The 26,208-nt window shown below is 51.6% G+C and carries 21 protein-coding genes; 14 read left to right on the forward strand and 7 right to left on the reverse strand.

Translation table 11 applies throughout. The features are described from left to right. The gene (uvrA, locus tag QUF14_RS24575; RefSeq protein WP_100733838.1) at positions 1-2,823 is read right to left on the reverse strand and encodes an excinuclease ABC subunit UvrA; all 2,823 of its coding nucleotides are present in this window, start codon (positions 2,821-2,823) and stop codon (positions 1-3) included. 254 nt (positions 2,824-3,077) lie between these two features. On the opposite strand from uvrA, the gene ssb1 reads away from it, so the two are divergent. Then, positions 3,078-3,614 (forward strand): single-stranded DNA-binding protein SSB1, encoded by a 537-nt coding sequence (gene ssb1 / locus QUF14_RS24580; RefSeq protein ID WP_000168305.1) that lies wholly within the window; start codon positions 3,078-3,080, stop codon positions 3,612-3,614. 99 nt (positions 3,615-3,713) lie between these two features. Here the strand turns inward: ssb1 and QUF14_RS24585 are convergent, their stop codons facing one another. Further along, complete coding sequence (locus QUF14_RS24585; protein WP_001295689.1) at positions 3,714-3,995, reverse strand: YjcB family protein; 282 nt, start codon at positions 3,993-3,995, stop codon at positions 3,714-3,716. A gap of 429 nt (positions 3,996-4,424) precedes the next feature. Here QUF14_RS24585 and pdeC point away from each other — a divergent pair, with 429 nt between their 5' ends. Beyond that, positions 4,425-6,011: a cyclic di-3',5'-guanosine monophosphate phosphodiesterase PdeC gene (gene pdeC / locus QUF14_RS24590; protein ID WP_000017976.1), complete on the forward strand. Its 1,587-nt coding sequence runs from the start codon at positions 4,425-4,427 to the stop codon at positions 6,009-6,011. Between the two features lie 2 nt (positions 6,012-6,013). On the opposite strand, the gene soxS is transcribed toward pdeC, so the two are convergent. Beyond that, positions 6,014-6,337 carry a superoxide response transcriptional regulator SoxS gene (gene soxS / locus QUF14_RS24595; protein WP_000019353.1) on the reverse strand — a complete coding sequence of 108 codons (324 nt, stop codon included), beginning with the start codon at positions 6,335-6,337 and terminating at the stop codon, positions 6,014-6,016. 85 nt (positions 6,338-6,422) lie between these two features. Between soxS and soxR the strand changes: the two genes are divergently transcribed. The 3 genes from soxR (at position 6,423) to QUF14_RS24610 (ending at position 10,583) form a co-directional block, all read left to right on the forward strand. Then, positions 6,423-6,887 carry a redox-sensitive transcriptional activator SoxR gene (soxR, locus tag QUF14_RS24600; RefSeq protein ID WP_000412424.1) on the forward strand — a complete coding sequence of 155 codons (465 nt, stop codon included), beginning with the start codon at positions 6,423-6,425 and terminating at the stop codon, positions 6,885-6,887. Positions 6,888-7,432: 545 nt separating this feature from the next. Next, complete coding sequence (gene ghxP / locus QUF14_RS24605; protein ID WP_000106863.1) at positions 7,433-8,782, forward strand: guanine/hypoxanthine transporter GhxP; 1,350 nt, start codon at positions 7,433-7,435, stop codon at positions 8,780-8,782. 151 nt (positions 8,783-8,933) lie between these two features. Beyond that, positions 8,934-10,583: a Na+/H+ antiporter gene (locus tag QUF14_RS24610; protein WP_000402207.1), complete on the forward strand. Its 1,650-nt coding sequence runs from the start codon at positions 8,934-8,936 to the stop codon at positions 10,581-10,583. A 167-nt stretch (positions 10,584-10,750) separates the two neighbouring features. Here QUF14_RS24610 and QUF14_RS24615 read toward each other — a convergent pair whose 3' ends face one another. The 4 genes from QUF14_RS24615 to acs all read right to left on the reverse strand — a co-directional run bounded on the left by QUF14_RS24615 (position 10,751) and on the right by acs (position 16,353). Further along, positions 10,751-12,043: a pentapeptide repeat-containing protein gene (locus QUF14_RS24615; RefSeq protein WP_001270077.1), complete on the reverse strand. Its 1,293-nt coding sequence runs from the start codon at positions 12,041-12,043 to the stop codon at positions 10,751-10,753. 178 nt (positions 12,044-12,221) lie between these two features. Beyond that, positions 12,222-13,871: a cation/acetate symporter ActP gene (gene actP, locus QUF14_RS24620; RefSeq protein ID WP_000832550.1), complete on the reverse strand. Its 1,650-nt coding sequence runs from the start codon at positions 13,869-13,871 to the stop codon at positions 12,222-12,224. Then, a complete protein-coding gene (locus QUF14_RS24625) occupies positions 13,868-14,182 on the reverse strand; it encodes a DUF485 domain-containing protein (RefSeq protein WP_001014565.1) in 315 nt (104 codons plus the stop codon). The genes actP and QUF14_RS24625 overlap by 4 nt, the downstream gene beginning before the upstream one ends. A 212-nt stretch (positions 14,183-14,394) precedes the next feature. Next, on the reverse strand, positions 14,395-16,353 hold the full coding sequence (gene acs / locus QUF14_RS24630) for an acetate--CoA ligase (protein ID WP_000078197.1): 1,959 nt from the start codon (positions 16,351-16,353) through the stop codon (positions 14,395-14,397). Between the two features lie 392 nt (positions 16,354-16,745). Between acs and nrfA the strand changes: the two genes are divergently transcribed. The 9 genes from nrfA to QUF14_RS24675 all read left to right on the forward strand — a co-directional run bounded on the left by nrfA (position 16,746) and on the right by QUF14_RS24675 (position 26,136). Beyond that, positions 16,746-18,182, forward strand: coding sequence for an ammonia-forming nitrite reductase cytochrome c552 subunit (gene nrfA / locus QUF14_RS24635; RefSeq protein ID WP_024212046.1), 1,437 nt, complete (start codon positions 16,746-16,748; stop codon positions 18,180-18,182). A gap of 44 nt (positions 18,183-18,226) precedes the next feature. Continuing rightward, positions 18,227-18,793: a cytochrome c nitrite reductase pentaheme subunit gene (nrfB, locus tag QUF14_RS24640; protein ID WP_024212047.1), complete on the forward strand. Its 567-nt coding sequence runs from the start codon at positions 18,227-18,229 to the stop codon at positions 18,791-18,793. Beyond that, the gene (gene nrfC / locus QUF14_RS24645; RefSeq protein ID WP_000220277.1) at positions 18,790-19,461 is read left to right on the forward strand and encodes a cytochrome c nitrite reductase Fe-S protein; all 672 of its coding nucleotides are present in this window, start codon (positions 18,790-18,792) and stop codon (positions 19,459-19,461) included. Before nrfB ends, nrfC begins: the two co-directional genes overlap by 4 nt. Continuing rightward, positions 19,458-20,414 (forward strand): cytochrome c nitrite reductase subunit NrfD, encoded by a 957-nt coding sequence (gene nrfD / locus QUF14_RS24650; RefSeq protein ID WP_000195166.1) that lies wholly within the window; start codon positions 19,458-19,460, stop codon positions 20,412-20,414. Before nrfC ends, nrfD begins: the two co-directional genes overlap by 4 nt. 19 nt (positions 20,415-20,433) lie before the next feature. Next, entirely contained in the window at positions 20,434-22,152 is a 1,719-nt protein-coding gene (locus tag QUF14_RS24655; protein ID WP_071988145.1) for a heme lyase CcmF/NrfE family subunit, read from the forward strand. Further along, positions 22,145-22,528 (forward strand): heme lyase NrfEFG subunit NrfF, encoded by a 384-nt coding sequence (nrfF, locus tag QUF14_RS24660; RefSeq protein WP_001032540.1) that lies wholly within the window; start codon positions 22,145-22,147, stop codon positions 22,526-22,528. The genes QUF14_RS24655 and nrfF overlap by 8 nt, the downstream gene beginning before the upstream one ends. After that, positions 22,525-23,121, forward strand: coding sequence for a heme lyase NrfEFG subunit NrfG (nrfG, locus tag QUF14_RS24665; protein WP_000812976.1), 597 nt, complete (start codon positions 22,525-22,527; stop codon positions 23,119-23,121). Before nrfF ends, nrfG begins: the two co-directional genes overlap by 4 nt. A 340-nt stretch (positions 23,122-23,461) precedes the next feature. Next, positions 23,462-24,775: a glutamate/aspartate:proton symporter GltP gene (gene gltP / locus QUF14_RS24670; RefSeq protein WP_001361135.1), complete on the forward strand. Its 1,314-nt coding sequence runs from the start codon at positions 23,462-23,464 to the stop codon at positions 24,773-24,775. Positions 24,776-25,155: 380 nt separating this feature from the next. Continuing rightward, positions 25,156-26,136: an IS110-like element IS621 family transposase gene (locus QUF14_RS24675; protein ID WP_000399629.1), complete on the forward strand. Its 981-nt coding sequence runs from the start codon at positions 25,156-25,158 to the stop codon at positions 26,134-26,136. Positions 26,137-26,208 lie beyond the last annotated feature (72 nt).

A 26,208-nucleotide genomic window follows, 5' to 3' on the forward strand; every position in this document is an offset into this window, starting at 1 on the left:
TTACAGCATCGGCTTAAGGAAGCGTGCCGTGTGTGATGCTTCGCACTCCGCGACGGTTTCTGGTGTACCGGAGACGAGGATCTCGCCGCCGCCACTGCCGCCTTCCGGCCCCAGGTCGACAATCCAGTCAGCGGTTTTGATCACGTCGAGATTGTGCTCAATCACCACGATGGTATTGCCCTGATCGCGCAGTTTATGCAGTACGTCGAGCAGTTGCTGAATATCGGCGAAGTGCAGACCGGTGGTCGGCTCGTCGAGAATATACAGCGTCTGCCCGGTGCCGCGTTTTGACAACTCACGCGCCAGCTTCACGCGCTGGGCTTCACCACCAGAAAGCGTGGTTGCGGACTGACCCAGACGAATATACGTCAGGCCAACGTCCATCAATGTTTGCAGCTTACGTGCCAGAGTTGGTACCGCATCAAAGAACTCACGCGCCTCTTCGATGGTCATATCCAGCACTTCGTGGATGGTTTTGCCTTTGTACTTAATCTCCAGCGTTTCACGGTTATAGCGTTTACCTTTGCACTGGTCGCACGGTACGTAAATGTCCGGTAGGAAGTGCATCTCCACTTTGATCACGCCATCGCCCTGACAGGCTTCGCAGCGTCCGCCGCGAACGTTAAAGCTGAATCGTCCTGGTGTATAACCGCGCGCACGGGATTCCGGTACGCCCGCAAACAGTTCGCGCACAGGCGTAAACACGCCGGTATAGGTCGCCGGGTTAGAACGCGGAGTACGACCAATTGGGCTTTGGTCGATATCGATCACTTTATCGAAATGCTCCAGCCCCTGAATATCGCGATAAGGTGCCGGTTCGGCGATGGTCGCACCATTCAACTGGCGTTGGGCAATCGGGAACAGTGTGTCGTTAATCAGCGTCGATTTACCGGAACCTGAAACCCCTGTGATGCAGGTAAACAGACCGACTGGCAGCGTCAGCGTCACGTCTTTCAGGTTATTACCACGTGCGCCTGTCAGCTTCAGCACTTTTTCCGGATTCGCCGGAACGCGTTTCTTCGGCACTTCAATCTTGCGTTTGCCGCTCATGTACTGCCCGGTTAACGACTCAGGCACCGCCATAATCGCTTCCAGGGGACCTTCCGCGACTACTTCACCGCCGTGTACACCTGCGCCCGGGCCAATGTCGATCACATGGTCAGCGGCGCGAATCGCGTCTTCGTCGTGCTCCACCACAATCACGGTATTACCGAGATCGCGCAGATGGATAAGCGTACCCAGCAGGCGCTCGTTATCGCGCTGGTGCAGGCCGATAGACGGCTCATCGAGCACGTACATAACGCCAACCAGGCCCGCACCAATCTGGCTCGCCAGACGGATACGCTGGGCTTCACCGCCAGAAAGCGTTTCTGCCGAGCGGGAAAGTGTCAGGTAATTCAGGCCGACGTTAACGAGGAATTTCAGGCGATCGCCAATCTCCTTAAGAATTTTTTCCGCAATCTTCGCTCGTTGACCTGCGAGTTTGAGATTGTTGAAGAATTCCATCGCATGACCGATGCTCATGTCGGAGATAGCAGGCAGCGGCGTATTCTCGACATACACATGGCGCGCTTCCCGACGCAGACGCGTTCCTTCGCAGCTGGCGCACGGGCGATTGCTGATAAACTTGGCTAATTCTTCGCGTACCGCACTGGATTCCGTCTCTTTATAACGGCGCTCCATATTGTGCAGCACGCCTTCGAACGGATGACGACGAATGGAGGTATCGCCACGATCGTTCATGTATTTGAATTCAATGTTTTCTTTGCCAGAACCGTACAACACCACTTTATGCACATTCGCGCTCAGGCTGCCCCACGGCGCTTCGACGTCGAACTTATAGTGATCTGCCAGCGATTTCAGCATCTGGAAGTAATAGAAGTTGCGGCGATCCCAGCCTCGGATCGCACCACCTGCCAGCGACAGTTCCGGATTCTGGATCACGCGGTCAGGATCGAAATATTGCTGTACGCCAAGGCCGTCACAGGTCGGGCAGGCACCCGCCGGGTTGTTAAACGAAAACAGGCGTGGTTCCAGTTCACGCATACTGTAGCCGCAAATTGGGCAGGCGAAGTTGGCGGAAAATAGCAGCTCTTCCGCTTTTGGATCGTCCATATCGGCAACTACCGCGGTACCACCGGAAAGCTCCAGCGCGGTTTCAAACGACTCTGCCAGACGTTGGGTGAGATCGTCACGCACCTTGAAGCGATCAACCACCACTTCAATGGTATGTTTCTTTTGCAGTTCCAGTTTCGGCGGATCGGAAAGATCGCAGACTTCGCCATCAATACGAGCACGGATGTAACCCTGGCTTGCCAGATTTTCCAGCGTTTTGGTGTGTTCGCCTTTGCGCTCTTTAATGATTGGCGCGAGCAGCATCAGGCGTTTACCTTCCGGCTGCGACAGCACGTTATCCACCATCTGGCTGACGGTTTGCGCCGCCAGCGGTACATCGTGGTCCGGGCAGCGCGGCTCACCGACGCGGGCGAACAACAAACGCAAATAGTCGTGGATTTCGGTGATTGTCCCCACCGTAGAACGCGGGTTATGAGACGTCGATTTCTGCTCAATCGAGATGGCAGGAGAAAGCCCCTCAATATGATCGACGTCCGGCTTTTCCATCAGTGACAGAAACTGCCGCGCGTAGGCGGAAAGGGATTCAACGTAACGGCGCTGCCCTTCGGCATATAAGGTGTCGAAAGCGAGCGAGGATTTGCCAGAACCCGAAAGCCCGGTCACGACAATGAGCTTGTCGCGGGGGATAACGAGGTTGATGTTTTTGAGATTATGGGTGCGGGCGCCCCGAACTTCGATCTTATCCATTCACCTTTCCCGGATTAAACGCTTTTTTGCCCGGTGGCATGGTGCTACCGGCGATCACAAACGGTTAATTATGACACAAATTGACCTGAATGAATATACAGTATTGGAATGCATTACCCGGAGTGTTGTGTAACAATGTCTGGCCAGGTTTGTTTCCCTGAACCGAGGTCACAACATAGTAAAAGCGCTATTGGTAATGGTACAATCGCGCGTTTACACTTATTCAGAACGATTTTTTTTCAGGAGACACGAACATGGCCAGCAGAGGCGTAAACAAGGTTATTCTCGTTGGTAATCTGGGTCAGGACCCGGAAGTACGCTACATGCCAAATGGTGGCGCAGTTGCCAACATTACGCTGGCTACTTCCGAATCCTGGCGTGATAAAGCGACCGGCGAGATGAAAGAGCAGACTGAATGGCACCGCGTTGTGCTGTTCGGCAAACTGGCAGAAGTAGCCAGCGAATATCTGCGTAAAGGTTCTCAGGTTTATATCGAAGGTCAGCTGCGTACCCGCAAATGGACCGATCAATCCGGTCAGGATCGCTACACCACAGAAGTCGTGGTGAACGTTGGCGGCACCATGCAGATGCTGGGTGGTCGTCAGGGCGGTGGCGCACCTGCAGGTGGCAATATCGGTGGTGGTCAGCCGCAGGGCGGTTGGGGTCAGCCTCAGCAGCCGCAGGGCGGCAATCAGTTCAGCGGCGGCGCGCAGTCTCGCCCGCAGCAGTCTGCTCCGGCAGCACCGTCTAATGAGCCGCCGATGGACTTTGATGACGATATTCCGTTCTGATTTGTCATTAAACCAATAGGTTATATTGTTTTAAGGTGGATGATTAAAGCATCTGCCAGCCATAAAAAAAGAAGCCTCCGTTATGAAGGCTTCTACATATCAAGTCAAAATCATTGGCCATTGTGGCGGTGTCTGATTCATCTCTTCTATCATCACCGACTCGATGTTGTGCCAGATGGCGGTGATGTCCGCCATTGTGATGCCAAGCAACCCCATTGCGAACCAACAGGCGGAAACCACGCCCAGACCGCTGCTGATCACTGCAAGCCCGACATAATCAGACCGACGAAAACGGATGTTGAGCGTGCTGGCCAGAAACATCATTACGGCACTAAGAAGTTGCCAGCGAAGAAGAACCACGCCAGTGGTGAGGGTAGCCATCAAACAATTCCTCTGAAAAGAGCCGATGCCCTGGACAGCGCGGCGTTGTTCACGGGAGGCGTGATACAATCTGGCTATCGCGGGGCTTGCAGAACACAAAAAAGAAACACTCTGTTTGTTTCATTAATTTTGTGAACTATATCACAATTGATTGTTTGTTAGCCAGATTAGGCCGTGACTTTTATTGCCGTACAGATTATGTGTTTTTTCAGCGGCATTAAGGGCATATCTTCCCGCCGCCTCTGCATTCCTGTAGGAAATTAATTTTGAATATCAATGAATTATTTTTATTCAGGTGACGATTAAAAAGGTATCAATTTCAAATCAGGCAAAAGTGCTATTTATACCGTAAGATTTATCTAAAGACGTCGATAACCAGGGTTCTCGCCTTGCAATGACCGGGTATAAACAGGCAGGAAATTGATAGCAATGAGTCATCATGCACGACACCAATTACTGGCGTTGCCGGGCATTATCTTTTTAGTTCTCTTTCCCATCATTCTGTCGCTATGGATTGCCTTCCTTTGGGCAAAATCAGAAGTGAATAGTCAGCTCCAAACTTTTGCTCAGCTGGCGCTGGATAAATCCGAGCTGGTCATTCGCCAGGCAGATTTAGTGAGCGATGCAGCAGAACGCTATCAGGGGCAAGTTTGCACTCCGGCCCATCAAAAGCGAATGTTGAATATTATTCGTGGCTATCTTTATATTAATGAATTGATCTATGCCCGTGATAACCATTTTTTATGCTCATCGCTGATAGCGCCTGTAAACGGTTATACGATTGCACCGGCCGATTATAAGCGTGAACCTAACGTTTCTATCTATTATTACCGCGATACGCCTTTTTTCTCTGGCTATAAAATGACCTATATGCAGCGGGGAAATTATGTGGCGGTCATCAACCCTCTATTCTGGAGTGAAGTGATGTCTGATGATCCGACATTGCAATGGGGTATGTATGATACGGTAACGAAAACCTTTTTCTCGTTAAGCAACGAGGCCTCGGCAGCAACGTTTTCTCCGCTGATTCATTTGAATGATTTAACCGTACAAAGAAATGGCTATTTATATGCGACAGTTTATTCGACAAAACGCCCAATTGCAGCCATTGTTGCGACTTCATATCAACGTCTTATAGCGCATTTTTATAATCATCTTATTTTTGCGTTACCCGCCGGTATTTTGGGGAGTCTTGTTCTGTTATTACTCTGGCTACGTATTCGACAAAACTATTTGTCTCCCAAACGCAAATTGCAACGCGCCCTCGAAAAACATCAACTTTGCCTTTATTACCAGCCAATAATCGATATCAAAACAGAAAAATGTATCGGCGCTGAAGCATTGTTACGTTGGCCTGGTGAGCAGGGGCAAGTAATGAATCCGGCAGAGTTTATTCCGCTGGCAGAAAAGGAGAGAATGATCGGACAGGTAACTGATTATGTTATTGATAATGTCTTCCGCGATCTGGGCGCGTACCTGGCAACACATGCCGATCGCTATGTTTCTATTAATCTGTCGGCCTCCGATTTTCATACGTCACGGTTGATAGCGCGAACCAATCAGAAAACAGAGCAATACGCGGTGCGTCCACAGCAAATTAAATTTGAAGTGACTGAACATGCATTTCTTGATGTCGACAAAATGACGCCGATTATTCTGGCTTTCCGCCAGGCCGGTTACGAAGTGGCAATTGATGATTTTGGTATTGGCTACTCTAACTTGCATAACCTTAAATCATTGAATGTTGATATTTTGAAAATCGACAAATCATTTGTTGAGACGCTGACTACCCACAAAACCAGCCATTTGATTGCGGAACACATCATCGAGCTGGCGCACAGCCTGGGGCTGAAAACGATTGCAGAAGGGGTAGAAACTGAGGATCAGGTTAACTGGTTGCGTAAACGCGGCGTGCGCTATTGCCAGGGATGGTTCTTTGCTAAGGCGATGCCACCGCAGGTGTTCATGCAATGGATGGAGCAATCACCCGCGCAGGAGTTAACGCGCGGGCAATAAAACTACAGGCGGTGGCGATAATCGCTGGGAGTGCGATCAAACTGCCGACGGAAAACGCGGGAAAAAGTCTGCTGCGAGACATAACCAAGGTCCATTGCGATATCAAAAATCGGACGCTCGGTGGTGCGCAACTCAACGGCGGCCAGTAACAGGCGGCGTTGGCGAATGTAATCACCAAGTGTCTGATGCGTCACCGTGCGGAACATCCGCTGTAAGTACCACTTTGAATAGCCTGATTTTTTTGCGATGACATCAATGTTAAGCGGCTGGTCAATATGCTCGTCAATCCATGCGATAAGATCCTGAATAATTTTCTGATGGGACATAAATCTGCCTCTTTTCAGTGTTCAGTTCGTTAATTCATCTGTTGGGGAGTATAATTCCTCAAGTTAACTTGAGGTAAAGCGATTTATGGAAAAGAAATTACCCCGCATTAAAGCGCTGCTAACCCCCGGCGAAGTGGCAAAACGCAGCGGTGTGGCGGTATCGGCGCTGCATTTCTATGAAAGCAAAGGGTTGATTAGCAGTATTCGTAATAGTGGCAATCAGCGGCGATATAAACGTGATGTGTTGCGATATGTCGCAATCATCAAAATTGCTCAGCGTATTGGCATTCCGCTGGCGACCATTCGTGAAGCGTTTGGCGTGTTGCCCGAAGGGCATACATTAAGTGCGAAAGAGTGGAAACAGCTTTCGTCCCAATGGCGAGAAGAGTTGGATCGGCGCATTCATACCTTAGTGGCGCTGCGTGACGAACTGGACGGATGTATTGGTTGTGGCTGCCTTTCGCGCAGTGATTGCCCATTGCGTAACCCGGGCGACCGCTTAGGAGAAGAAGGCACAGGCGCACGCTTGCTGGAAGATGAACAAAACTAAAGCGCCACAAGGGCGCTTTAGTTTGTTTTCCGGTCTTTGTCTTTCTCTCTATCCCGCTGGTATACAGGAGGGTTTCCCCCGACGTCAACACACCTCATTCGAGCACGTGGTGGAGGTTCCGGTTGGTGTTGATGCTTTAATTGTATGTCACCGGCGTTTCTTCGCCAGTGTAAAAGTATACTTTTTAGCCGCAATATTTTTGTCATCTCAGACGATTTTTTATCGCAATCGTGAACGGTATACGGCTCGATAACGCTGCAATCTTGCGCATCGACGATAACGTTTGCGCATCAATTGCCTGGTTTTTCATCGTCAAGACCATAAAAGAGAAAAAAGCAGCAAACTTCGGTTGAAAAAGCCGCTATGATCGCCGGATAATCGTTTGCTTTTTTTACCACCCGTTTTGTATGCGCGGAGCTAAACGTTTGCTTTTTTGCGACGCACCAATTTGTCGCAAACCTGGAGCAGGAAGATAACGTTTCGCTGGCAGGGGATTGTCCGCCACGCATCTTGACGAAAATTAAACTCTCAGGGGATGTTTTCTTATGTCTACGCCATCAGCGCGTACCGGCGGTTCACTCGACGCCTGGTTTAAAATTTCACAACGTGGAAGCTCTGTCCGTCAGGAAGTGGTTGCCGGGTTAACAACGTTTCTGGCGATGGTCTACTCGGTTATCGTCGTTCCAGGCATGTTGGGTAAAGCGGGCTTTCCGCCAGCGGCAGTTTTCGTTGCAACCTGTCTGGTTGCTGGACTCGGTTCTATCGTGATGGGGCTGTGGGCTAATCTGCCGCTGGCAATTGGTTGCGCTATCTCCCTGACGGCGTTTACCGCATTCAGTCTGGTGCTGGGGCAACATATTAGCGTACCTGTCGCGCTGGGTGCCGTGTTCCTGATGGGTGTGCTGTTTACGATAATTTCTGCCACGGGTATTCGTAGCTGGATTTTGCGCAACTTGCCGCACGGTGTGGCGCACGGCACGGGGATCGGTATCGGTCTTTTCCTGCTGCTCATTGCCGCTAATGGTGTCGGTCTGGTGATTAAAAACCCGCTTGATGGTCTGCCTGTTGCGCTGGGTGATTTCGCGACCTTCCCGGTGATTATGTCACTGGTAGGTTTGGCTGTGATCATCGGCCTGGAAAAACTGAAAGTCCCCGGTGGCATTCTGCTGACCATTATCGGTATCTCAATTGTCGGTTTGATCTTCGATCCTAACGTCCACTTCTCTGGCGTTTTCGCCATGCCTTCATTGAGCGATGAAAACGGCAATTCACTGATTGGCAGCCTGGACATTATGGGCGCGCTGAACCCTGTGGTTCTGCCGAGCGTGCTGGCACTGGTGATGACGGCAGTATTTGATGCCACCGGAACTATCCGTGCCGTCGCGGGCCAGGCAAACCTGCTGGATAAAGACGGGCAAATTATCGACGGCGGGAAAGCACTGACCACCGACTCCATGAGCAGTGTTTTCTCTGGCCTTGTGGGTGCAGCACCGGCAGCGGTATACATCGAGTCTGCGGCGGGTACAGCGGCGGGCGGAAAAACCGGTCTGACGGCTATCACCGTTGGCGTGTTGTTCCTGCTGATTCTGTTCCTCTCTCCACTCTCTTACCTCGTTCCTGGGTACGCAACGGCTCCGGCGCTGATGTACGTGGGCCTGCTGATGCTGAGCAACGTGGCGAAAATCGACTTTGCTGATTTTGTTGATGCGATGGCGGGTCTGGTTACGGCGGTATTCATCGTGCTGACCTGTAACATCGTAACAGGCATCATGATCGGCTTCGCGACTCTGGTGATTGGTCGTCTGGTTTCCGGCGAATGGCGCAAGTTGAACATCGGTACGGTCGTTATCGCCGTGGCGCTGGTGACCTTCTATGCGGGCGGCTGGGCTATCTAAGCTTTAATAAGATTCTGAAAACGGGTGGCAATGGCTGCCCGTTTTTATTTTCTCCGCACATTGTGTGAGCTTTTGCGATATTCTGAAAAAATGAGAATTCAGGCATAACGCCTTTCTCAGATCATAAAAAAACATCGCAAACAGGGAACGCATGGAAATCTTCTTCACCATACTGATAATGACCCTCGTGGTCTCGCTGTCCGGGGTGGTCACTCGTGTCATGCCCTTTCAGATCCCGCTTCCGCTTATGCAAATCGCCATCGGTGCGCTACTGGCGTGGCCGACGTTTGGTTTGCATGTGGAGTTTGATCCTGAACTCTTTTTAGTCTTGTTTATCCCGCCGTTGCTGTTCGCAGATGGCTGGAAAACGCCGACCCGTGAATTTCTCGAACATGGTCGGGAGATTTTCGGCCTCGCGCTGGCGCTGGTGGTGGTCACCGTGGTTGGCATTGGCTTCCTTATTTACTGGGTGGTGCCGGGCATTCCGCTGATTCCCGCCTTTGCGCTGGCGGCGGTGCTTTCTCCGACCGATGCTGTGGCGCTTTCCGGTATTGTTGGCGAAGGGCGCATCCCGAAAAAAATCATGGGTATTTTGCAGGGCGAAGCGTTGATGAATGACGCCTCCGGCCTGGTGTCATTAAAGTTTGCTGTGGCAGTGGCGATGGGGACGATGATCTTCACCGTCGGCGGTGCAACGGTGGAATTTATGAAAGTGGCAATAGGCGGTATTCTCGCCGGTTTTGTGGTGAGCTGGCTGTATGGTCGTTCGCTGCGATTCCTCAGCCGCTGGGGCGGTGATGAACCCGCGACGCAGATTGTACTGCTGTTCCTGCTGCCATTCGCTTCTTATCTGATTGCCGAACATATTGGCGTTTCCGGTATTCTTGCTGCGGTTGCCGCCGGGATGACCATCACCCGCTCCGGTGTAATGCGCCGTGCGCCGCTGGCGATGCGCCTGCGCGCAAACAGCACCTGGGCGATGCTGGAATTTGTCTTCAACGGCATGGTATTCCTGCTGTTAGGTCTGCAGTTGCCGGGTATTCTGGAGACGTCGCTGATGGCGGCAGAAATCGACCCTAACGTCGAAATCTGGATGCTGTTTACCGATATCATTCTGATTTATGCGGCGCTGATGCTGGTCCGTTTTGGCTGGCTGTGGACGATGAAAAAGTTCAGCAACCGTTTTCTGAAGAAGAAGCCGATGGAGTTTGGTTCGTGGACCACACGAGAAATCCTGATTGCGTCTTTTGCCGGGGTGCGTGGGGCGATCACACTAGCCGGTGTGCTCTCTATCCCGCTGCTCTTGCCGGATGGCAACGTCTTCCCGGCGCGCTATGAGTTGGTGTTCCTGGCGGCTGGCGTCATTCTCTTCTCGCTGTTTGTCGGCGTGGTGATGTTGCCCATTTTGCTGCAACACATTGAAGTCGCAGACCATTCGCAGCAGTTGAAAGAGGAGCGTATTGCGCGAGCGGCAACGGCAGAAGTGGCGATTGTGGCAATCCAGAAAATGGAGGAGCGTCTGGCGGCGGATACCGAAGAGAATATCGATAACCAGCTGCTCACGGAGGTCAGTTCTCGCGTCATTGGTAACCTGCGTCGTCGCGCCGATGGACGTAACGACGTTGAAAGTTCCGTGCAGGAAGAGAACCTTGAGCGTCGCTTCCGTCTGGCGGCATTGCGTTCTGAACGTGCTGAACTGTACCACCTGCGCGCCACGCGGGAGATCAGCAATGAAACGCTGCAAAAATTATTGCACGATCTCGATTTGCTTGAAGCGTTGTTGATTGAGGAAAATCAGTAAGCCGAAAGCGACGTAACCAAGCCCGAGGTAATCTGAAAAAGGTGCAATCTTTTGCACCTTTTTCAGATTACCTCGGGCTAACATTCATGATTCTAAAATAAATAAGTCAGAAGTCCGTGAGTATCTCTCTTTTAAAGTCAATTCATTGGCTATTCTTCGGCTTAATCTCAATCTGCGTATTGCATAGTATCTTCAGTGGTATTCATAGACACTTCCTGAATATTATGCTCAGTTTGTGACATGCCAGTATGAGTGGCACAATCCTCTTCAAAGAGTTGCTGTAGTGTTATCAGGATATCACTATTAATGGGAATATTATCCTCCCCACGGAGAATGGATATGCCCATTCCCTGGACGATAGCCTCATCGAAATTAACCCGATAGAAACGGGTATTAAACATCCAGGCTTTTGTTAAAATAGAACAGTTGAAATGGCAATTGCTTAAATTGGCATTATTAAAATTAGCATTAGCCATATTAGAATCGGTACATATAACCATTTCGAGGAACGTATTTGTCAGCCGCGTAAAAAAGAGTTTGCTATTAATTAAGTTTATATTCTGGAGGGTTGCTTTGTTCAGGTTGACGCGAGAAAGATTAGCATGTTCAAAGTTAATTAAATCGAGTTTAGAGAAACTAAGGTCGGCTCTAAATAAATTAACATATGGCGCTATTACTTTATAAAGATTCACCTCAGCCATGTACGCCATATAAAAATTTGAATAGTCAAGGAAGGTATTTTTAATTTTAGCTCTAATCATTGTTGCATTGAAGAATTCAACATGCATAGCGGAGCATGCATTTAGAGTTCCGTCAGTCATTTTTATCTGAGCGAAATTTGAGTCATCGAGAATACAATTATCAAAAATTATTTTTTCCATTATGGCAAAATTAAAATTCGTTTGATACATATTACAGCCCTGGAAAATAGCATTTTGTAGTCTGCAACCTGCAAAATCCGAATTGGATAAATCTTCATCTTTAATCCTGATACCTTTCAGGCTAAGGTGTGAAAAATCGTAACCACCATTTACTGTCTGTGGGATTTCGATAGTATTATTATGGACAGTGACATTATTTATAAAATACACTACCTTAATTGACACTTCCTTATCTTTATTAAGGTAAACTCTTCTCGTAATTCTATCGTCATATTTATTACTTGCATATAAAGCTATATCTATAAAATATTTATGAATTTTCCTGTCAGTTTCTTTAGTGATTTTTCCTGATGGTAAAGTATCATAAGTTCTTTTCATTTTCTGAATCAAGCCTATCACTTTTTCATGATCATCCATTTTGAAAAGAGAGAGGGCTTTATTGTCAATTAACGTGTCTTTATGATGTTTGCTATAATTATCTGATTTTGTTTCCTTTGTATGTGATGGACTTGTGACAGGGTGGTTATCGTTAATCAGGCAAAGAGGGAAAAACATATTATTTAAACCATTATAGCGCATAAAATATCCTTATAATTAACAAGAAAGAAAAGGCATATTCTCTGCATTATCATTTTCTACGACTGTCAAAAATCGCTCATTTTTTTAATGAGTTTATTTGTTTAATATTATGGGAAAAGATGATGCATATTGGAGAGGAAGAGTATTCCCCGGTCAGACGACCGGGGAAGGGGAGAGATTAATGCGCGCGGCCTTGCTCAACGCCAAAGCCGGTCTGGGAACGGATAAACTGCGCACGGAACAGTTCACGCTCGCGCGCACCTTCCGCTGAGTTATCGGTTGCCGAGAAGAACCATATGCCGAGGAATGCCACACTGATAGAGAACAGCGCCGGGTATTCGTACGGGAAGATGGCTTTTTCGTGACCGAGGATCTGTACCCAAATGGTAGGGCCGAGAATCATCAGTACCACTGCGGTAATCAGCCCCAGCCAGCCTCCCATCATCGCGCCACGGGTGGTCAGTTTCGACCAGTACATGGAAAGCAGAATGATCGGGAAGTTACAGCTCGCCGCGATGGCAAACGCCAGGCCCACCATAAATGCGATGTTCTGATTCTCAAACAGCACGCCGAGGATAATGGCAATCACGCCGAGGATCAGCACGGTGATTTTCGATACCCGTAGCTCTTCACGTTCGGTCGCACCTTTTTTGAAGACGTTAGCGTACAGGTCATGCGAAACCGCAGAAGCACCCGCCAGCGTCAGTCCCGCAACCACCGCAAGAATGGTGGCGAAAGCAACCGCTGAAATAAAGCCGAGGAACAGGTTGCCGCCCACAGCATTGGCCAGGTGAACTGCCGCCATGTTGTTACCACCAATCAGATGGCCCGCCGCGTCTTTATATTCCGGATTCGCACCGACCAGCATGATCGCACCAAAGCCGATAATAAAGGTCAGGATATAGAAGTAGCCCATAAATCCGGTGGCGTAGAACACGCTCTTACGCGCTTCTCGGGCATCGCTGACCGTAAAGAAACGCATCAGAATGTGCGGTAAGCCAGCCGTACCAAACATCAGCCCCAGACCCAGCGACAGCGCGGAGATAGGATCTTTCACCAATCCGCCCGGCTTCATGATATCGACACCTTTCGGGTGTACCGCCATCGCTTCGCTGAACAGATTGTTGAAGCTAAAGCCGACGTGTTTCATCACCATAAAGGCCATAAAGCTGGCACCAAACAGTAACAGCACAGCTTTGATAATCTGTACCCAGGTGGTCGCCAGCATACCGCCGAACAGGACGTACATCATCATCAGCACGCCGACCAGCACTACCGCAATGTGATAGTTAAGGCCAAACAGCAGTTCGATGAGTTTACCTGCGCCTACCATCTGAGCGATAAGGTAAAGCGCCACCACCACCAGAGAACCACAGGCCGAAAGAATACGGATAGGCCCCTGTTTCAGGCGGTACGAGGCTACATCGGCAAAGGTGTAGCGACCGAGGTTACGCAGACGTTCGGCAATCAGGAACAGAATGATCGGCCAGCCCACCAGGAAGCCCAGCGAGTAAATTAAGCCGTCATAGCCGGAGGTAAACACCAGCGCGGAGATCCCCAAGAATGAGGCAGCGGACATATAGTCCCCGGCAATCGCCAGCCCGTTCTGAAAACCGGTGATATTGCCGCCTGCGGTGTAGTAGTCATTACGCGAACGTACGCGTTTTGACGCCCAGTAGGTAATGCCGAGCGTAAACACGACGAAAATCAGGAACATAATAATCGCCTGCCAGTTCGTTGGCTGGCGCTCTACGGCCCCGCTAATAGCATCCGCGGCGTTAGCTGCGAAAGGGAGTGTGGCGGCAAGCGCCGTCAGAACTCTTTTCATGATGCTTGTACCTCATGCAGGACTTCATTATTAAGACGGTCGAATTCGCCGTTCGCCCGCCAGATGTAGATACCAGTGAGAACAAAGGAGATCACAATTACTCCAACACCAATCGGAATACCGCGTGTGACGCTGGTGTTCGGATTCAGCGGAGTGCCCAGCCAGCCGGGCGCGAAGGCGATCAGTAAAATAAAGCCGATATAAACTGCCAGCATAATAATCGACAGGATGGTGGCAAACCGTTGCCGTTTTTCGACTAACTCCCTGAAATGCGCATTGTCTTCTATCCGCTGATAAATAGTGCCATTCATCACAGATTCTCCAGAGGTAATGTAGGGATTGTTTTAATTCCCGCGCCCTTATGGGAGCGGGTTAACGCCCAGGTAACCCTTGCCTTATGTAGGCCGGATAAGGCGTTATACGCCGCATCCGGCAATCAATGCCTGATGCGACGCTGTCGCGTCTTATCAGGCCTACAAATCGTTTCCGACTTGTTGCCCGGATCGCATCCGGCAATTGAGAGTTACGAGGGCATCGCGATAGCCTGCTTCTCTTCAAGCAGCTTCTCGACAACGCCAGGATCGGCAAGCGTCGAGGTATCGCCCAGGTTGCTGGTATCGCCCGCCGCAATTTTGCGCAGAATACGGCGCATAATTTTGCCGGAGCGGGTTTTTGGCAGGGAGTCGGTCCAGTGCAGCACGTCTGGCGTTGCCAGCGGGCCAATCTCTTTACGCACCCAGTTGCGGACTTCTGCGTACAGTTCTGGTGACGGTTCCTCCCCGTGATTAAGCGTGACGTAGGCGTAGATCGCCTGACCTTTAATATTGTGCGGAATACCTACTACGGCGGCTTCGGCAATCTTCGGATGCGCCACCAGCGCCGACTCAATCTCCGCTGTTCCCAGACGGTGACCCGAGACGTTCAGCACGTCGTCCACACGCCCGGTGATCCAGTAATAACCATCTTCATCGCGACGCGCGCCGTCGCCGCTGAAATACATATTTTTGAAGGTGGAGAAGTAGGTCTGTTCAAAACGTTCGTGATCGCCAAACAGCGTGCGCGCCTGACCCGGCCAGGAGTCAGTGATCACCAGGCTGCCTTCGGTAGCCCCTTCCAGCGGGTTACCTTCGTTATCGACCAGCGCCGGTTGCACGCCGAAGAACGGACGCGTTGCAGAACCTGCTTTTAGCTCGGTAGCACCAGGCAGTGGCGTGATCATGAAACCGCCGGTTTCGGTCTGCCACCAGGTGTCGACTACCGGACATTTCTCGTTGCCGATCTTCTTCCAGTACCACTCCCACGCTTCCGGGTTGATTGGCTCGCCTACGGAACCGAGAATGCGCAGCGACGAACGGTCAGTGCCTTCGATCGCTTTATCGCCTTCTGCCATCAGCGCGCGGATCGCCGTGGGCGCGGTATAGAGAATATTGACCTGATGCTTGTCCACCACCTGGGCCATACGGGCAGGCGTCGGCCAGTTCGGTACGCCTTCAAACATCAGCGTGGTCGCGCCGCATGCCAGCGGGCCGTACAGCAAATAACTGTGCCCGGTAACCCAGCCCACATCGGCGGTGCACCAGTAGATATCGCCCGGATGATAATCAAAGACATATTTAAAAGTCAGCGCCGCGTACACCAGATAACCGCCGGTAGTGTGCAGCACGCCTTTCGGCTTCCCGGTAGAACCGGAAGTGTAGAGAATAAACAGCGGATCTTCAGCGTTCATCTCTTGCGCCTGGTGCTGATCGCTCGCTTGCTCAATCAGGTCGTGCCACCACAGATCGCGCCCTTCCTGCCAGTCAATTTTTCCGCCAGTACGCTTCAGTACCACCACATGCTCAACGCTAGTGACATTCGGATTTTTCAGCGCGTCATCGACGTTTTTCTTCAGCGGAATACTGCGCCCGGCGCGCACACCTTCGTCAGAAGTGATCACCAACCGTGAGTTGGAATCGATAATGCGTCCGGCAACGGCCTCTGGTGAGAAGCCGCCGAAAATCACCGAATGCACCGCGCCAATACGGGCGCAGGCCAGCATTGCGACCGCAGCTTCCGGCACCATTGGCATATAAATCGCCACTACATCACCTTTTTTAATGCCCAGCTCGAGCAGGGTATTGGCGAAGCGGCAAACATCGCGATGCAGCTCTTTATAGCTGATATGTTTGCTCTGCCTGGCGTCGTCGCCTTCCCAGATGATGGCGGTGCGATCGCCGTTTTCTTGCAGATGGCGGTCAAGGCAGTTCGCCGCCAGATTCAGCGTGCCGTCCTCGTACCATTTAATGGACACATTACCCGGGGCAAAGGAGGTGTTTTTCACCTTCTGGTAAGGTTTGATCCAGTCGAGAATTTTTCCCTGTTCGCCCCAGAAGGTATCTGGTGCGTTGATAGATTGTTGATACATCGCCTCGTACTGCTGAGGGTTTATCAGGCAACGGTCTGCGATGTTGGCAGGAATGGTGTGTTTGTGAATTTGACTCATGCTTTTGTTCTCCTTGTAGGATGTTAATAATATGTGGCATAAGCGTTAAATGTAGGGGTATTGGCAGTTTTGTTTAGTATTTGGGCGACAGATCACGCAAAAGTAGAATTGTGCAAATAAACGGCAGGGTAATTTTTGAAGGTCAGCAACAAAAGTTGATTAATTCTTTGAGGAACATGCAGTTATGCATGCTATTGAAAAAGAGGAAAATACTGACTAACTCTAAAGTGGTATTTTACATGCACTTACAATTGATTAAAGACAACATTCACAGTGTGGTTATTTGTTACACATAGGGGCGAGCAATGTCATGACAGTGTAGGTGCGGTTACTGTCGTGAAAAACAATAAAAACCGCCATTGCAACAATGGCGCAATTCGGATGAAGCCCCTATGACAAGGATAAAAATAAACGCACGCCGTATCTTCAGCTTGTTGATTCCTTTTTTCTTTTTCACTTCTGTTCACGCTGAACAAACGGCCGCTCCCACGAAACCTGTAACCGTGGAAGCGAAGAATGAAACCTTCGCTCCGCAGCATCCCGATCAATATCTCTCCTGGAAAGCCACCTCGGAACAGTCAGAGCGTGTTGACGCCCTGGCGGAAGATCCACGACTGGTGATTCTGTGGGCGGGGTATCCTTTCTCGCGCGATTACAACAAGCCGCGCGGACATGCCTTTGCGGTAACCGATGTTCGTGAAACCCTGCGTACCGGTGCGCCGAAAAACGCTGAAGATGGTCCGCTACCGATGGCATGCTGGAGTTGTAAAAGCCCGGATGTGGCGCGTCTGATCCAGAAAGACGGCGAAGATGGCTACTTCCACGGTAAATGGGCGCGCGGCGGCCCGGAAATCGTCAACAACTTAGGTTGTGCCGATTGCCATAACACTGCCTCACCAGAGTTCGCCAAAGGCAAACCGGAGTTAACCCTTTCCCGTCCGTATGCGGCTCGCGCGATGGAAGCCATTGGTAAACCTTTTGAGAAAGCCGGACGCTTCGACCAGCAATCGATGGTTTGCGGTCAGTGCCATGTGGAGTATTACTTCGATGGCAAAAACAAAGCCGTTAAATTCCCGTGGGATGACGGCATGAAAGTCGAAAATATGGAGCAGTATTACGACAAAATTGCCTTCTCTGACTGGACTAACTCCCTGTCGAAAACGCCAATGCTGAAAGCGCAGCACCCGGAATATGAAACCTGGACAGTGGGCATTCACGGCAAAAACAACGTGACCTGTATCGACTGCCATATGCCAAAAGTGCAGAACGCTGAAGGCAAACTCTACACCGACCATAAAATTGGTAATCCGTTTGATAACTTCGCCCAGACTTGTGCGAACTGCCATACCCAGGACAAAGCTGCCCTGCAAAAAGTGGTTGCGGAACGTAAGCAGTCAATTAACGACCTGAAAATCAAGGTTGAAGATCAACTGGTTCACGCTCACTTCGAAGCGAAAGCGGCGCTGGATGCAGGCGCGACGGAAGCCGAAATGAAACCGATTCAGGACGATATCCGTCATGCTCAGTGGCGTTGGGATTTGGCGATCGCTTCCCACGGCATTCATATGCACGCACCGGAAGAAGGTCTGAGGATGCTCGGTACGGCGATGGATAAAGCGGCGGATGCGCGCACCAAACTGGCGCGCCTGCTGGCGACCAAAGGCATCACCCATGAAATCCCGATCCCGGATATCTCAACCAAAGAGAAAGCCCAGCAGGCAATTGGCCTGAACATGGAACAAATCAAGGCTGAGAAGCAGGACTTCATCAAAACGGTGATCCCGCAGTGGGAAGCGCAGGCACGTAAAAACGGTCTGTTAAGCCAATAACCCCGTTCCGCCTCGCAAGGGGCGGAAAACACAATGGAGTGAATATGAGCGTATTACGTTCGTTATTAACTGCCGGGGTGCTGGCGTCGGGCCTGTTGTGGAGCCTGAACGGAATTACCGCTACCCCTGCGGCGCAGGCATCTGGTGATCGCTACGAAGTTACCCAGCAGCGTAACCCGGATGTCGCCTGTCTGGACTGTCATAAACCAGATACCGAAGGTATGCATGGCAAACATGCTTCCGTTATCAACCCGAATAACAAACTGCCGGTCACCTGCACCAACTGTCACGGCCAGCCATCACCGCAACACCGCGAAGGGGTGAAAGATGTGATGCGCTTTAACGAGCCGATGTACAAGGTTGGAGAGCAGAACAGCGTCTGTATGTCCTGCCATCTGCCGGAACAGTTGCAAAAAGCGTTCTGGCCGCACGATGTCCACGTAACCAAAGTGGCGTGCGCCAGCTGCCATTCCCTGCATCCACAGCAAGATACGATGCAGACGTTAAGTGACAAAGGACGGATTAAGATTTGCGTCGATTGCCACAGCGATCAGCGCACCAATCCGAACTTTAACCCGGCGTCTGTTCCGTTGCTTAAGGAGCAGCCATGACCTGGTCTCGTCGCCAGTTTCTCACCGGCGTCGGCGTGCTGGCAGCCGTCAGCGGCACCGCAGGACGCGTGGTGGCGAAAACGTTGAATATCAATGGGGTGCGTTACGGCATGGTGCATGACGAGTCGTTATGCATCGGCTGTACTGCCTGTATGGATGCTTGTCGGGAAGTGAATAAGGTGCCGGAAGGCGTCTCGCGCCTGACAATTATTCGTAGCGAGCCGCAGGGCGAATTTCCTGATGTGAAATATCGCTTCTTTCGTAAGTCTTGCCAGCACTGCGACCATGCACCGTGCGTTGACGTCTGCCCAACGGGTGCGTCTTTTCGCGATGCTGCCAGCGGGATTGTCGATGTTAACCCGGATCTCTGCGTCGGTTGTCAGTACTGCATCGCCGCCTGTCCGTACCGCGTGCGCTTTATCCATCCGGTCACGAAGACGGCGGACAAATGCGATTTCTGCCGTAAGACCAATTTGCAGGCCGGTAAGCTCCCCGCGTGCGTTGAGGCTTGCCCGACGAAGGCGCTGACGTTTGGCAATCTGGACGATCCCAACAGTGAGATTTCGCAACTGCTATGCCAGAAGCCCACTTACCGCTACAAGCTGGCGCTGGGAACCAAACCGAAGCTGTACCGCGTACCGTTTAAATACGGGGAGGTGAGCCAATGACGCAGACTTCCGCATTTCATTTTGAATCGCTGGTGTGGGACTGGCCGATTGCCATCTACCTGTTTTTGATTGGTATTTCTGCCGGTCTGGTGACGCTGGCCGTGCTGTTACGTCGCTTCTACCCGCAGGCGGGTGGTGCAGACAGTACGTTGCTGCGAACCACGCTGATTGTCGGGCCTGGCGCGGTGATCCTCGGTCTGTTGATTCTCGTCTTCCACCTGACAAGACCGTGGACCTTCTGGAAGCTGATGTTCCATTACAGTTTTACCTCGGTGATGTCGATGGGGGTGATGCTGTTTCAGCTCTACATGGTGGTGCTGGTGCTGTGGCTGGCGAAAATCTTTGAACATGATTTGCTTGCCCTGCAACAACGCTGGTTGCCGAAGCTGGGAATTGTGCAAAAGGTTCTGAGCCTGCTGACGCCCGTTCACCGCGGACTGGAAACGCTGATGCTGGTGCTGGCGGTGTTGCTGGGGGCTTATACCGGCTTTCTGCTGTCTGCGCTGAAATCATATCCGTTCCTCAATAATCCGATTTTACCGGTGCTGTTCCTCTTCTCCGGCATTTCGTCCGGTGCGGCGGTGGCGTTGATCGCTATGGCGATACGCCAGCGCAGTAATCCGCATTCCACGGAAGCGCACTTTGTTCACCGTATGGAAATCCCTGTGGTATGGGGCGAAATCTTCCTGCTGGTGGCGTTTTTTGTTGGACTGGCGCTGGGCGATGACGGCAAAGTGCGTGCGCTGGTGGCAGCATTGGGCGGTGGTTTCTGGACGTGGTGGTTCTGGCTTGGTGTCGCCGGGTTGGGGCTGATTGTGCCAATGTTGCTCAAACCGTGTGTGAATCGCAGTTCCGGCATTCCTGCCGTGCTGGCGGCGTGTGGGGCCAGCTTGGTCGGGGTGTTGATGCTGCGCTTTTTCATTCTCTACGCCGGGCAGTTAACGGTGGCGTAAGCCAGAAAAGAGGTGGTTTCTGGACGTATTCCTTCCTGAAGTCGGTTTTCTGGCGTTGTTGTTAAGTCTTGGGGTCAACGTGTTGACCCCGTTGACAACCTTTGCGGGAGTGCGGTTGCGCTGGCCTGCCATGATGCGACTCACTTGCATCGGCATTCTGGCGCAGTTCGCGCTCCTGCTGCTCGCCTTTGGCGTACTGACGTATTGTTTTCTCATCAGCGATTTCTCGGTCATTTATGTCGCCCAACATAGCTATAGCCTGCTGTCGTGGGAACTCAAACTGGCGGCAGTGTGGGGAGGGCATGAAGGTTCGTTGCTACTTTGGGTGCTACTCCTTTCCGCGTGGAGTGCGCTGTTTGCCTGGCATTATCGGCAGCAAACCGATCCGCTATTTCCGCTGACATTAGCCGTTTTATCTCTTATGCTCGCCGCACTGTTGCTGTTTGTGGTGCTGTGGTCCGATCCGTTTGCGCGGATATTTCCGCCAGCAATCGAAGGTCGCGATCTCAATCCGATGCTGCAACATCCTGGCCTTATCTTCCATCCGCCCCTGCTTTATCTTGGCTATGGCGGTTTGATGGTAGCGGCGAGCGTGGCGCTGGCGAGTCTACTGCGCGGCGAGTTTGATGGTGTCAGCGCCCGAATTTGCTGGCGTTGGGCACTACCTGGCTGGAGCGCATTAACGGCGGGGATCATCCTAGGTTCCTGGTGGGCCTATTGCGAACTGGGCTGGGGCGGCTGGTGGTTCTGGGATCCGGTGGAAAACGCCTCTTTATTACCCTGGCTTTCTGCCACTGCGCTGCTGCACAGTTTGTCCCTGACACGCCAGCGGGGGATTTTCCGCCACTGGTCGCTGTTACTGGCGATAGTTACTCTGATGCTGTCATTGCTGGGCACCTTAATTGTTCGTTCTGGCATTCTGGTTTCGGTTCATGCGTTCGCGCTGGATAACGTCCGCGCCGTGCCGTTGTTCAGCCTGTTTGCGTTGATTAGCCTTGTGTCTCTGGCTCTGTATGGCTGGCGAGCGCGGGACGGTGGCCCGGCGGTGCATTTTTCGGGGTTATCGCGGGAAATGTTAATCCTCGCTACGCTGTTGCTGTTTTGCGCAGTGCTACTGATCGTGCTGGTGGGAACGCTTTATCCGATGATTTACGGCCTGCTGGGCTGGGGACGCCTCTCCGTTGGCGCGCCGTATTTTAACCGCGCGACGTTACCGTTTGGTCTGTTGATGCTGGTGGTGATTGTGCTGGCGACGTTTGTCTCTGGCAAACGCGTGCAGCTTCCGGCGCTGCTGGCTCATGCGGGCGTGCTGTTATTTGCCGCGGGGATCGTGGTTTCAAGCGTCAGCCGTCAGGAGATCAGCCTGAATTTACAGCCGGGTCAGCAGGTGACTCTGGCAGGATATGCCTTCCGTTTTGAGCGCCTCGATCTGCAAGCCAAAGGTAATTACACCAGCGAAAAAGCGATAGTGGCGCTGTTTGACCATCAGCAACGCATTGGTGAACTGACGCCGGAGCGGCGTTTTTACGAAGCACGTCGTCAGCAAATGATGGAACCGGCAATTCGCTGGAACGGCATCCATGACTGGTATGCGGTCATGGGCGAGAAAACCGGAGCGGATCGTTACGCTTTTCGTTTGTATGTACAAAGCGGTGTGCGCTGGATCTGGGGGGGAGGATTGTTGATGATTGTGGGCGCATTGTTAAGCGGATGGCGGGGAAGGAAGCGCGATGAATAAAGGTCTTCTCACGCTACTGCTGTTATTTACCTGTTTTGCGCGCGCTCAGGTCGTAGACACATGGCAATTCGCCAACCCGCAACAACAGGAACAGGCGTTAACTATTGCCAGCCAGTTACGCTGCCCGCAATGCCAGAATCAGAACTTACTGGAATCCAATGCGCCGGTGGCAGTCAGTATGCGCCATCAGGTTTACAGCATGGTGGCGGAGGGGAAAAGTGAAGTCGAAATCATTGGCTGGATGACCGAACGCTACGGAGATTTTGTTCGCTATAACCCACCGTTAACCGGTCAGACGCTGGTGTTGTGGGCGCTGCCAGTGGTGTTGTTACTGCTGATGATACTGATCCTCTGGCGGGTAAGGGCGAAGCGATGAAACAGCCTCAAATACCGGTGAAAATGCTGACAACACTCACGATATTGATGGTATTTCTCTGTATCGGCAGTTATCTGTTAAGCCCAAAATGGCAGGCGGTACGTGCGGAGTATCAGCGTCAGCGCGATCCGCTACATCAGTTTGCCAGCCAGCAAACCCCGGAAGCGCAGCTTCAGGCATTACAGGATAAAATTCGCGCTAATCCACAAAACAGCGAACAGTGGGCGTTACTGGGCGAGTATTATCTGTGGCAAAACGATTACAGCAATTCGCTGCTGGCGTACCGTCAGGCGTTGCAACTACGTGGCGATAACGCTGAACTGTATGCGGCGCTGGCGACGGTGCTGTATTACCAGGCCAGCCAGCATATGACCGCCCAGACTCGCGCAATGATCGACAAAGCCCTCGCGCTGGACTCTAACGAAATCACCGCTCTGATGCTGCTGGCTTCCGATGCGTTTATGCAGGCGAACTACGCGCAGGCCATCGGATTATGGCAAAAAGTGATGGATCTCAACTCACCCCGGATCAACCGGACACAGCTGGTCGAGTCGATTAATATGGCGAAATTGTTGCAGCGAAGATCGGATTAATCATTTGGTGATGAAGATTATGTTATTGAGCTGCATAAAAAACAATCGAATGAACATATACCAAAAATAATCACCAATCAGTATTATTGCGGATTAAACAAATAAAAATCTTTCCATAACAAATGGTTATTCATTAATCCTACCATAAACTCGCGTTATTATGCATTAATGCAGCGAAAAGCTCTGTTGTTAAAGGGTTGCGCAACATACCGCGCAAATGATACTGATTATAAGCGTTAAAAAAATCTACAAACCAACGCAACACAATTCATGCCCTGGCAGTATGTCACGTTCTCGCGTTTCTGAACGGGAACGGCGCTCCATTGAGGAAGTTATTCTGATGAAAAATATAAAATTCAGCCTGGCCTGGCAGATTCTGTTTGCTATGGTGCTGGGCATTCTCCTGGGAAGCTACCTGCACTACCATAGCGACAGTCGCGAATGGCTGGTCGTCAATTTGCTCTCTCCGGCGGGTGATATCTTCATCCATCTGATCAAAATGATTGTTGTGCCGATTGTGATCTCCACGCTGGTGGTGGGTATTGCGGGTGTTGGTGATGCCAAACAGCTCGGGCGTATTGGCGCGAAAACCATTATTTACTTCGAGGTGATCACCACTGTCGCCATCATTCTGGGGATCACTCTGGCGAACGTCTTCCAGCCCGGTGCCGGGGTGGATATGTCGCAGCTGGCGACCGTCGATATCTCGAAATATCAGAGCACTACAGAAGCGGTACAGAGCAGTTCCCACGGCATTATGGGCACGATTTTGTCGCTGGTGCCGACGAACATTGTGGCGTCGATGGCGAAAGGCGAAATGTTACCGATCATCTTCTTCTCGGTACTGTTTGGTCTGGGGCTTTCCTCCCTGCCCGCAACGCATCGTGAACCGCTGGTGACCGTGTTCCGCTCCATCTCTGAAACCATGTTTAAAGTGACTCATATGGTGATGCGTTATGCGCCGGTGGGTGTGTTTGCGCTGATTGCGGTGACGGTGGCTAACTTTGGTTTCTCGTCTCTGTGGCCACTGGCGAAACTGGTGCTGCTGGTGCATTTCGCCATTCTGTTCTTCGCGCTGGTAGTGCTGGGAATTGTGGCGCGCCTGTGCGGGTTAAGCGTCTGGATCCTGATTCGTATTCTGAAAGATGAGCTGATTCTGGCGTACTCCACTGCCAGCTCTGAAAGCGTGCTGCCGCGAATTATTGAGAAGATGGAAGCCTATGGTGCACCGGCGTCGATCACCAGTTTCGTGGTGCCGACCGGTTACTCTTTTAACCTTGACGGTTCAACGCTATATCAAAGTATTGCCGCTATTTTCATCGCGCAGTTGTATGGCATTGACCTGTCCATCTGGCAGGAAATCATTCTGGTGCTGACGCTGATGGTGACCTCGAAAGGGATTGCTGGCGTGCCGGGCGTGTCGTTTGTGGTGTTGCTGGCAACGCTGGGCAGCGTAGGGATCCCGCTGGAAGGTCTGGCGTTTATTGCCGGTGTTGACCGTATCCTCGACATGGCGCGTACTGCGCTGAACGTGGTGGGTAATGCGCTGGCGGTGCTGGTGATTGCCAAGTGGGAACACAAATTTGACCGTAAGAAAGCGCTGGCTTATGAGCGCGAAGTGCTGGGCAAATTTGATAAAACTGCGGATCAATAATTGAGGATTGCCGGGGACATACACCCGGCAATGTGTGGATGCCTGATGCGACGCTTGCCGCGTCTTATCAGGCCTACGCCAGACTGCGCAATAGCTTGATTTAGGGTGATTTTGTAGGTCGGATAAGGCGTTTACGCCGCATCCGACATCAATATCTGATGCGACGCTTACCGCGTCTTATCAGGCCTTGTATTATCCCTCCTGTGCAGAGAAAATCGGCCAGTTTTCTCTGCCTGCAGTCCGCATGCCGTATCGGGCCTTAGGTTTTCAACCTGTTGCGTAGATTTATGCAGCGGACTGCCTTTCTCCCAAAGTGATAAACCGGACAGTATCATGGACCGGTTTTCCCGGTAATCCGTATTTGCAAGGTTGGTTTCACGATGGAACATGAACTTCATTATATCGGTATCGACACCGCTAAAGAGAAACTGGATGTCGATGTGTTGCGTCCTGATGGTCGTCATCGCACCAAAAAATTCGCTAACACCACTAAAGGGCACGATGAGCTGGTGAGCTGGCTGAAGGGTCACAAGATTGACCATGCGCATATCTGCATCGAAGCGACCGGCACCTATATGGAACCTGTCGCAGAGTGCCTTTACGATGCAGGCTACATAGTGTCAGTCATTAATCCTGCGTTGGGTAAAGCTTTCGCTCAGAGTGAAGGACTGCGTAACAAGACTGATACCGTGGATGCGCGCATGCTGGCAGAGTTCTGTCGTCAGAAGCGCCCTGCAGCCTGGGAAGCGCCTCACCCGCTTGAACGCGCGTTGCGTGCCCTGGTAGTACGCCACCAGGCGCTGACAGATATGCACACGCAGGAACTGAACCGCACTGAAACGGCGCGGGAAGTCCAGAGACCGAGCATTGATGCTCACCTTCTGTGGCTTGAAGCAGAGCTGAAGCGTCTTGAGAAGCAGATAAAAGACCTGACAGACGATGATCCGGATATGAAACACCGCAGGAAACTGCTGGAAAGTATCCCGGGTATCGGAGAGAAAACATCTGCGGTATTACTGGCTTATATCGGTCTGAAGGACCGCTTCGCCCATGCCAGACAGTTCGCCGCTTTTGCGGGTCTGACACCACGGCGTTATGAATCAGGCAGTAGTGTGAGAGGGGCAAGCCGGTTGAGTAAAGCCGGACATGTGTCGCTTCGCAGGGCGTTGTATATGCCTGCAATGGTAGCCACCAGTAAGACTGAGTGGGGACGGGCGTTCCGCGACCGTCTGGCGGCTAATGGCAAGAAAGGAAAAGTGATTCTCGGCGCGATGATGCGCAAGCTGGCACAGGTGGCGTATGGAGTGCTGAAGTCAGGCGTACCGTTCGATGCGTCACGGCATAATCCGGTAGCTGCGTAAAAATCGCGGAAGGGATGAAAAAAACAGCGCCTGACGGCGCTGTGTCTGGCATGCCTGCAATCTGGGAAACCA

The sequence above is a fragment of the Escherichia sp. HH091_1A genome (assembly GCF_030295175.1).
Classification (GTDB): Bacteria; Pseudomonadota; Gammaproteobacteria; order Enterobacterales; family Enterobacteriaceae; genus Escherichia; species Escherichia coli_F.